Annotated in this window: 7 protein-coding genes; 3 read left to right on the top strand and 4 right to left on the bottom strand. The window is 68.3% G+C overall.

Features of this window, described 5'->3' with window-relative positions; genetic code table 11:
- Both V6M45_RS10740 and gatB read left to right on the top strand, forming a co-directional pair.
- Window positions 1-556: amidase family protein (locus V6M45_RS10740; RefSeq protein WP_332656279.1), on the top strand; the 556-nt coding region annotated here is incomplete at its 5' end.
- A gap of 2 nt (window positions 557-558) precedes the next feature.
- A complete protein-coding gene (gene gatB, locus V6M45_RS10745) occupies window positions 559-2,052 on the top strand; it encodes an Asp-tRNA(Asn)/Glu-tRNA(Gln) amidotransferase subunit GatB (protein ID WP_332656289.1) in 1,494 nt (497 codons plus the stop codon).
- Window positions 2,053-2,186: 134 nt separating this feature from the next.
- On the opposite strand, the gene V6M45_RS10750 is transcribed toward gatB, so the two are convergent.
- Window positions 2,187-2,873 carry a DnaA ATPase domain-containing protein gene (locus V6M45_RS10750; RefSeq protein WP_332656281.1) on the bottom strand — a complete coding sequence of 229 codons (687 nt, stop codon included), beginning with the start codon at window positions 2,871-2,873 and terminating at the stop codon, window positions 2,187-2,189.
- A 559-nt stretch (window positions 2,874-3,432) separates the two neighbouring features.
- Here V6M45_RS10750 and aspS point away from each other — a divergent pair.
- Complete coding sequence (gene aspS, locus V6M45_RS10755) at window positions 3,433-5,214, top strand: aspartate--tRNA ligase (RefSeq protein ID WP_332656283.1); 1,782 nt, start codon at window positions 3,433-3,435, stop codon at window positions 5,212-5,214.
- A gap of 33 nt (window positions 5,215-5,247) precedes the next feature.
- Here the strand turns inward: aspS and V6M45_RS10760 are convergent, their stop codons facing one another.
- From V6M45_RS10760 to V6M45_RS10770, 3 genes are all read right to left on the bottom strand, one after another.
- Complete coding sequence (locus V6M45_RS10760; protein ID WP_332656285.1) at window positions 5,248-6,162, bottom strand: pentapeptide repeat-containing protein; 915 nt, start codon at window positions 6,160-6,162, stop codon at window positions 5,248-5,250.
- A gap of 74 nt (window positions 6,163-6,236) precedes the next feature.
- Window positions 6,237-6,728, bottom strand: coding sequence for a pentapeptide repeat-containing protein (locus V6M45_RS10765; RefSeq protein WP_332656287.1), 492 nt, complete (start codon window positions 6,726-6,728; stop codon window positions 6,237-6,239).
- 64 nt (window positions 6,729-6,792) lie between these two features.
- Window positions 6,793-7,661 (bottom strand): TSCPD domain-containing protein (locus tag V6M45_RS10770; protein WP_442880578.1); only part of this gene is annotated, 869 nt, incomplete at its 5' end.

Raw genomic sequence — 7,661 nt, forward strand, 5'->3', positions numbered from 1 at the left:
ATACGCCCTGCCGGCCTATTACATCATCGCCCCGGCCGAGGCCTCGTCCAACCTGGCCCGCTACGACGGCATGCGCTTCGGCCACCGCGCCGAGGGGACCACCTCCCTGACCGACCTCTATGAGACCAGCCGCGCCGAGGGCTTCGGCAAGGAGGTCCAGCGCCGCCTGACCATCGGCGCCTACGTCCTGTCGGCCGGATTCTATGACGCCTATTACGTCCGCGCCCTCAAGGTCCGCCGCCGCATCGCGATGGATTTCGACGCCGTCTGGGATCGGGTCGACGCCATCCTGACGCCGTCGACCCCGTCGGCCGCCTTCGCCCTCGGCGACCGGCAGGTCGATCCGCTGCAGATGTATCTGAACGACATCTTCACGGTGACCGCCAACCTCGCCGGCCTGCCGGGCATTTCGGTGCCCGCGGGCGTGGACAAGGGCGGCCTGCCGCTGGGCCTTCAGGTCATCGGCAAGGCCCTGGACGAGGCGACGGTGTTCCAGGTCGCCAGCGCGCTGGAAGACGCGGCGGGGTTTGTCGCGAAGCCCGAGAAGTGGTGGTGAGCATGTCCGAGAACACCAAACTCATCCAGGGCCGCACCGGCTCGTGGGAAATCGTCATGGGGCTGGAGATCCACGCCCAGGTGGCGTCGAAGGCCAAGCTGTTCTCGGGCGCCGCCGTCGGCTTCGGCGCGGGTCCGAACGAGCAGGTGTCGCTGGTCGACGCCGGCTTCCCCGGCATGCTGCCGACGCTGAACAAATACTGTGTCGAACAGGCCGTCCGCACCGGCCTGGGCCTCAATGCGCAGATCAACAAACGCAGCCAGTTCGACCGCAAGAACTATTTCTACCCCGACCTGCCGACCGGCTATCAGATCAGCCAGCTCTACTTCCCGATTGTCGGCGAGGGCGTCGTCGAGGTCGAGGCCGAAGACGGCTCCTTCTTCAACGTCGGCATCGAGCGCCTGCATCTGGAGCAGGACGCGGGCAAGCTGATCCACGACCTGTCGCCGACCGAGTCCTATGTCGACCTGAATCGCGCCGGCACCGCCCTGATGGAGATCGTGTCGCGGCCCGACATCCGCTCGCCGGAAGAGGCGGTCGCCTACGTCAAGAAGATCCGCACCATCCTGATCTATCTCGGCACCTGCGACGGCGACATGGAGAAGGGCAACCTGCGCGCCGACGTCAACGTCTCGGTCTGCCGCGAGGGCCAGTACGCCAAATACAAGGCGACCGGCGACTTCAGCCATCTGGGCACGCGCTGCGAGATCAAGAACGTCAACTCGTTCCGCTTCATCTCCCAGGCCATCAACTACGAGGCCCGGCGTCAGATCGAGATCCTCGAGGACGGCGGCAAGGTCGATCAGGAGACCCGCCTCTACGACCCCACGGCCGGCGAGACCCGCTCGATGCGCTCCAAGGAAGAGGCGATGGACTATCGCTACTTCCCCGACCCCGACCTGCTGCCGCTCGAGCTGGAGCAGGCGTGGATCGACGACATCAAGGCGAACCTGCCGGAACTGCCGGACGCCAAGCGCCGTCGGCTGATGGCCGACTACGGCCTGTCGCAATACGACGCCGTGGTGCTGATCTCGGAACAGGCCAAGGCCGACTATTTCGAAGCCGCCGCGAAAGGCCGTGACGCCAAACTGGTCGCCAACTGGGTCACCAACGAGCTCTCGGCGCGCCTCGCCGCGGACGGCAAGGATTTCTCGGAATGCCCGCTGCCGGCCGCCCATGTGGCCCAGCTGGTCGAGCTGATCGAGACCAACGTCATCTCCTCCAAGATCGCCAAGGAGGTCTTCGACCACGTCTGGAACGGCGAGGGTTCGCCCGCCGAGGTCGTCGAGAAGCACGGCCTCAAACAGGTCACCGACACCGGCGCGATCGAAAAGGCCATCGACGACATCATCGCCGCCAACCCCGACAAGGCCGCCGCCGTCGCCGAAAAGCCCCAGGCTCTCGGCTGGTTCGTCGGCCAGGTCATGAAGGCCACCGGCGGCAAGGCCAACCCGGCCGCGGTCAACGACATCCTGAAGGCGAAGCTGGGGCTGTAGTGCGCGTCCTTCTCCCCTTGCGGGAGAAGGTGCCCCGGAGGGGCGGATGAGGGGTCTCTCCGACCCCTCCCGCACGGCCCCTCATCCGACCTCGCTCCGCTCGGCTCCCTTCTCCCGCAAGGGGAGAAGGGAGCTTAATCTTCGAACAGCTCCCCGCTCTCCGCTGCCCCCTCGACCACCGCCCGCGCCAGCGCCCGCGTCACCGGCCGGTGCATCGCGTCAAGCCGTTCGACCACATCCGCCGCCGCCGCCGCCGACCGGTCGATCCGTCGCAGCAGATACGGCACGACGTCCTTCGCCGGGCGGATGCCGCGCTCCGCGAACCGGGCTTCCAGCATGGCCGCCAGGACCGCGTCGTCGGGAGCCTCGAGCGCGACGGTCCGGGTGGCGTCCAGTCGGGAGCGCAGATCGGGCAGGGCGGTCGACCACGCCGAGGGCGGGTCGCGCGAGATCAGCAGCAGGGCCCCGCCCGGGGCCTGGGCCAGGTTGATCAGGTGGAACAGGGTCTCGTCGTCGACGTCGCGGGCCCGGTCCAGCAGCACCGGTCGGCCCTCCAGCTCCAGCGGGTCGATCACCGCCGCCTCGGCCCCGTGCAGCGCCACGGCCCCGACCCGTTCGGCCCAGATCTGCCCAAGCCGGCTCTTGCCTGAACCCTCGGGTCCGTGCAGCGCCATCACCCCGCCGATCAGATTGGGCCAATCCGCCAGCGCCTCGACCGCGCCGCGGTTGCAGTCCGAAACCACGAAGCCTTCCGCGCCCTCCGGCAGGTCGCGCTGAAGCGGCAGGCGCATCTGGTCTGGTGGCGAGGGGCGGGCATTCATCCCGTTCATCATAGCAGACGCCGCGTCCCGTCCGCGCGGCCCGCCGTCGCACCCGTGAATAGAGCGGCCCCGCTTGTGGATGCTTCGGCGTTCCGCGTCGTTCACGGGCCCGCCCGAGGGCGTGACGCTGTGCTGGCGATCGGCGAAATTATAGTCGGGTTCCGCCGAAATTCGTCCGCCGTTTCAACGATACGGCTGTTCCTCGAACCGATCTTCCCGCCTGAGAAGACAGCGGGCGTATCCTGCCCGCCTGTGTGTTCCGGTCTTTGACAACCGAACCGGCGCCGCTCCGCCGCAGGAGTCGCGAAGCCGACAGGGCGAAATCGCCACGTCGTGGAACGCCCGCGGGACCGATGCCGACTCTGCCGACTCCGCCCCCGCCTTTTTCCGCGCCCTCGCCGACTCCGCCGACTATGCCCCCCCCTCTTTTTTTGTCCCGGGCGAGACCGGTCGCGCCTGCCTCCGCAACGCCGCCGGCCTTGACTTTCGGGGGGGATGATGCGCCCTTCCGCCTCCCGAATTGCGCCGTTTGCGGCCCGTAATCCAAGACGAACCGACCATGCACGCCTACCGCTCCCACACCTGCGGCGCCCTCCGTTTGACCGACGCCGGCGCCAATGTCCGGCTGTCCGGTTGGGTGCACCGCAAGCGCGACCACGGCGGCCTGCTGTTCATCGACCTGCGCGACCACTACGGCCTGACCCAACTGGTGCTGCACCCCGAGACCCCCGGCTTCGAGGCGGTCGAACGCCTGCGCGCCGAGAGCGTCATCCGCATCGACGGCGAGGTCGTGGCCCGCGAAGCCGCGGTGGTGAACCCCAACCTGCCGACCGGCGAGATCGAGATCCGCGTCTCGGGCGTCGAGGTCCTGTCCGAGGCCGCCGAACTGCCGCTACCCGTCTTCGGCGAGCCCGAATACCCCGAGGACATCCGCCTCAAGCACCGCTACCTCGACCTGCGTCGCGAGACCCTGCACAGGAACATCGTCCTGCGCTCGAAGGTCATCTCCTCGATCCGCCAGCGCATGGTCGGTCAGGGCTTCCTCGAGTACCAGACGCCCATCCTGACGGCCTCGTCGCCCGAGGGCGCGCGCGACTTCCTCGTCCCCTCGCGCCTGCATCCGGGCAAGTTCTACGCCCTGCCGCAGGCCCCGCAGCAGTTCAAACAGCTGCTGATGGTCTCCGGCTTCGACCGCTATTTCCAGATCGCCCCCTGCTTCCGCGACGAGGACCTGCGCGCCGACCGGTCGCTGGAATTCTACCAGCTCGACGTCGAGATGAGCTTCGTCACCCAGGAGGACGTCTTCGCGGCCATCGAACCCGTCATGCACGGCGTGTTCGAGGAGTTCGCCGACGGCAAGAAGGTCGACCCCTATCCCTTCGTCCGCATTCCGTATCGCGAGGCCATCTCCCTGTTCGGCACCGACAAGCCGGACCTGCGCAACCCGATCGAGATGTCCGACGTCAGCGATCATTTCCGCGACGGCGGCTTCGGCCTGTTCAACAAGATCCTCGCGGCCGACGCGAAGAACGCCGTCTGGGCCATCCCGGCGCCGACCGGCGGCTCGCGCGCCTTCTGCGACCGCATGAACTCTTGGGCCCAGGGCGAAGGCCAGCCGGGTCTCGGCTACATCTTCTGGTCCGAGGACCAGGGCGGCTGGGGCGGCCCGATCGCCAAGAACCTCGGCGCCGAGGCGACCGACGCCCTGATGAAGTCTCTCGCCATGGGCAAGGGCGACGCCGCCTTCTTCGCCGCCGGCGACCCGTCCGTCTTCTACAAATTCGCCGGGAACGCCCGCACCAAGCTGGGCCAGGACCTGAACCTGATCTCGGACGACGAGTTCAAATTCTGCTGGATCGTCGACTTCCCCATGTTCGAGTGGAGCGAGGAAGAGAAGAAGGTCGACTTCTCCCACAACCCCTTCTCGATGCCCCAGGGCGAGATGGAGGCGCTTCAGACCAAGGACCCGCTCGACGTCCTCGCCTACCAGTACGACATCGTCTGCAACGGCTACGAGCTCTGCTCCGGTGCGATCCGGAACCACAAGGCCGACATCATGCTCAAGGCCTTCGAGATCGCCGGCTATGACGCCTCGGTGGTCGAGGAGCAGTTCGGCGGCATGCTGAACGCCTTCCGCTACGGCGCGCCGCCGCACGGCGGCCTCGCCCCCGGCATCGACCGCATCGTCATGCTGCTGGCCAACCAGACCGCCATCCGGGAGGTCATCGCCTTCCCGCTGAACCAGCAGGGCCAGGATCTGCTGATGAGCGCGCCTTCGGACGCGGCCGAGCGTCAGTACAAGGAACTGCACATCCGGCCGTCGCTGCCGCTGAAGGGCTGAAACGAAAAGGCCCCGCGAGAGCGGGGCCTTTGATCAACGACCGCTGCTGGCGACCACGAGGTTGCGGGTGCGCGGCGGCGCCGGCGGCCTCGGTGGGGCGGGCGGCGTGACCCGGACGCCGCCAACGCCGCGGCAGGTCCGGGCGCTCAGATTGCCGGGCAGACGGGTGCTGGCGTCGCCGCAGGTGCGCGCGATCTGGGCCTGATTGAGCCCCCGCGCGCGCGACAGGTCCGCGCCGCGAATATCGGTCCGGTTCATCTCGGCGTCCTCGAAGTCCGCGCCGTCGAAGTCGCCGCCGGTCAGCCGCGCCCCGTTCAGCGCCGCCCCCGAGAAGTCGGCCGAACGAAAGTCCCCGTTCGAGAGGTTGGACATGCTGATATCGGAACCCGAGAAATCGGTCCCGCGGGCGCTGACGTTGGCGAGGGTGACGGCGACCATCTCCGCCTCGCTGAGGTCCGCGCCGCTAAGGACCGCCCCGTTCAGGTTGACGCCGACCAACTCGGCTCCGGACAGGTCCGCGTTGGCGAAGCGGGCCCGCACCAGGGTCGCCGCGGCCGCGTCGACGCCTTCCAGGCTTGCGCCGCTGAAGTTCGCGCCGGTGAAATTGGCCCCGGCGAGCGTGGCGCCGTCGAGGTCGGCCCGGCTGAAGTCGCTGCCGGAGAAGTTGGAGCCCATCAGCTCGGCCCCGCGCAGATCGGTGCCGACCAGGGTGGCGTTGGTGAAACTCGCGCCGTGGAAGGCCGCCCCGCTCAGGTCGCGGCCGGACAGTTCGCAACGGTTGCAGGAACCGCCGAGGGAAACCATCCGCGCGACATCCCGGTCCTGAATTCCGAACTGCAGCAGGACCTCGGCGGCGGTTGGAGTCGCCATCATCGCGGTCATGGCGGCGCCTGCGACCAGACTGGCGGCGGTGAGGCGACGGAGCAGGGGCGAGGCAAACTGGGTCACGCTCTGTTTCTGCCCGCAAATACCGGCAAACCCTACTTAAATCGCTGTAAGGTGGATGGCTTCCGCCTGTCCGGTCAGCAGCGGGGAAGGGTCAGGCCGCGCGGCAGCTGCGTCGCCTCGTCCCCACAGGCCTGATTGAGGCGGGCCTGGGTCAGGCCGGTGGCGCGCTCCAGCGAGGCTCCGGCGAAATTGGCGCCGCTGAGGGTCGCGCCGCTGAAGTTCGAACCGTCCAGATAGGCGCCGACGAAGCTGGCGTTGGTCAGATTGGCCCCGGCGAAGTTCGACCCGGAGAAGACGCCCCCATAGGCTTCCACGTCGCGCAGGTCCGCGTTGGAGAAGCGGGTCCGGTTCATGACGCTGAGGCTGAGGTCCGCCTGACGCAGCCGCGCCCCGCTGAGGTTCAACCCCCGCGCTTCAAGCCCGGAGAAATCTCCCTGGAACAGATTGCAGCCCGCGCAACTCGCCCCTCCGCGAACCCGGGCGATCTGGCCCGCGTTCTGGGCTGCGGCGGGAAGGGCGGTCGCGACGGCGACCAGGGCGAGAAAGGCGGTCAGGATCGGCTTCATGGCGGGCTCCGTGGCTCGCACCCGGCGATGCAAGTCCTGCGCCATCCTGACGGACAATCGTTGATTATCCCTGCATGGACGGGGCCGCCCCGCAGGTGTCGCAAATCCAGCCCGCGCCGCGCTGCTGAAGCGCGAAATCGCCGCACTCGGGACAGGCGGTCGCTTCCGCAGGACCGCTTTCGGGTTGGTGCCCCCGCCTCTGTCCAAACGGCAGGACGACGAGATTGTCCGGCGCGGCGCCTCGGGCGAAGCCCTTGGAGATGAAGCGGGCGGCCGGGACGGCTTCCGGTTGACCGTCCTCGCGCGTCCCGCCGCCGAGACCGTCGGCGTTCAGACCCTCCGGGTCGGCGTTGGCCAGTTCGTGCCGGTCCAGATAGGACACTCCGAGCTCCCGGAAGATGTAGTCTAGGATCGAGGTCGCCGAGCGGATCGAATCATTGCCGGTCACGCGCCCGGCGGGCTCGAACCGGGTGAAGACGAAGGCGTCCACGAACTCGTCCAGCGGCACCCCGTATTGCAGGCCGATCGAGATCGCGATGGCGAAATTGTTCATCAGCGAGCGGAAGGCGGCGCCTTCCTTGTGCATGTCGATGAAGATCTCGCCCAGCTCGCCGTCGTCGTACTCGCCGGTATGGATGTAGACCTTGTGCCCGCCCACTGCGGCCTTCTGGATATAGCCCTTGCGACGGTCGGGCAGTTTCCGCCGGGTGCGGTCGCGTTCAACCACCTTCTCGATGACCCGTTCGACGGCGCGCGTCTCCGGCTCGCGGCGGCGTTCGCGCACCGTATCGCCGTCCGGCAAGTCCAGCCACCGGCCGGCGGGCGCGGGGCCGCGCAGCAGCCGCACGGCGCGACGTCCCGCGCGGGCCGCGTCTCCGAGGGCGCGGACCGCCTGGGCCGGGGAGGTGCGCCAGTCGAGCGCCGTGGGCGCGG

It is taken from the genome of Brevundimonas sp. (assembly GCF_036676055.1).
Lineage (GTDB): Bacteria > Pseudomonadota > Alphaproteobacteria > Caulobacterales > Caulobacteraceae > Brevundimonas.

Bases quoted from the DNA above. Each gene is read 5' to 3' on its own strand.
- gatB (WP_332656289.1), top strand. From the start codon at position 559: ATGTCCGAGAACACCAAACTCATCCAGGGCCGCACCGGCTCGTGGGAA.
- V6M45_RS10750 (WP_332656281.1), bottom strand. From the start codon at position 2,873: ATGAATGCCCGCCCCTCGCCACCAGACCAGATGCGCCTGCCGCTTCAG.
- aspS (WP_332656283.1), top strand. From the start codon at position 3,433: ATGCACGCCTACCGCTCCCACACCTGCGGCGCCCTCCGTTTGACCGAC.
- V6M45_RS10765 (WP_332656287.1), bottom strand. From the start codon at position 6,728: ATGAAGCCGATCCTGACCGCCTTTCTCGCCCTGGTCGCCGTCGCGACC.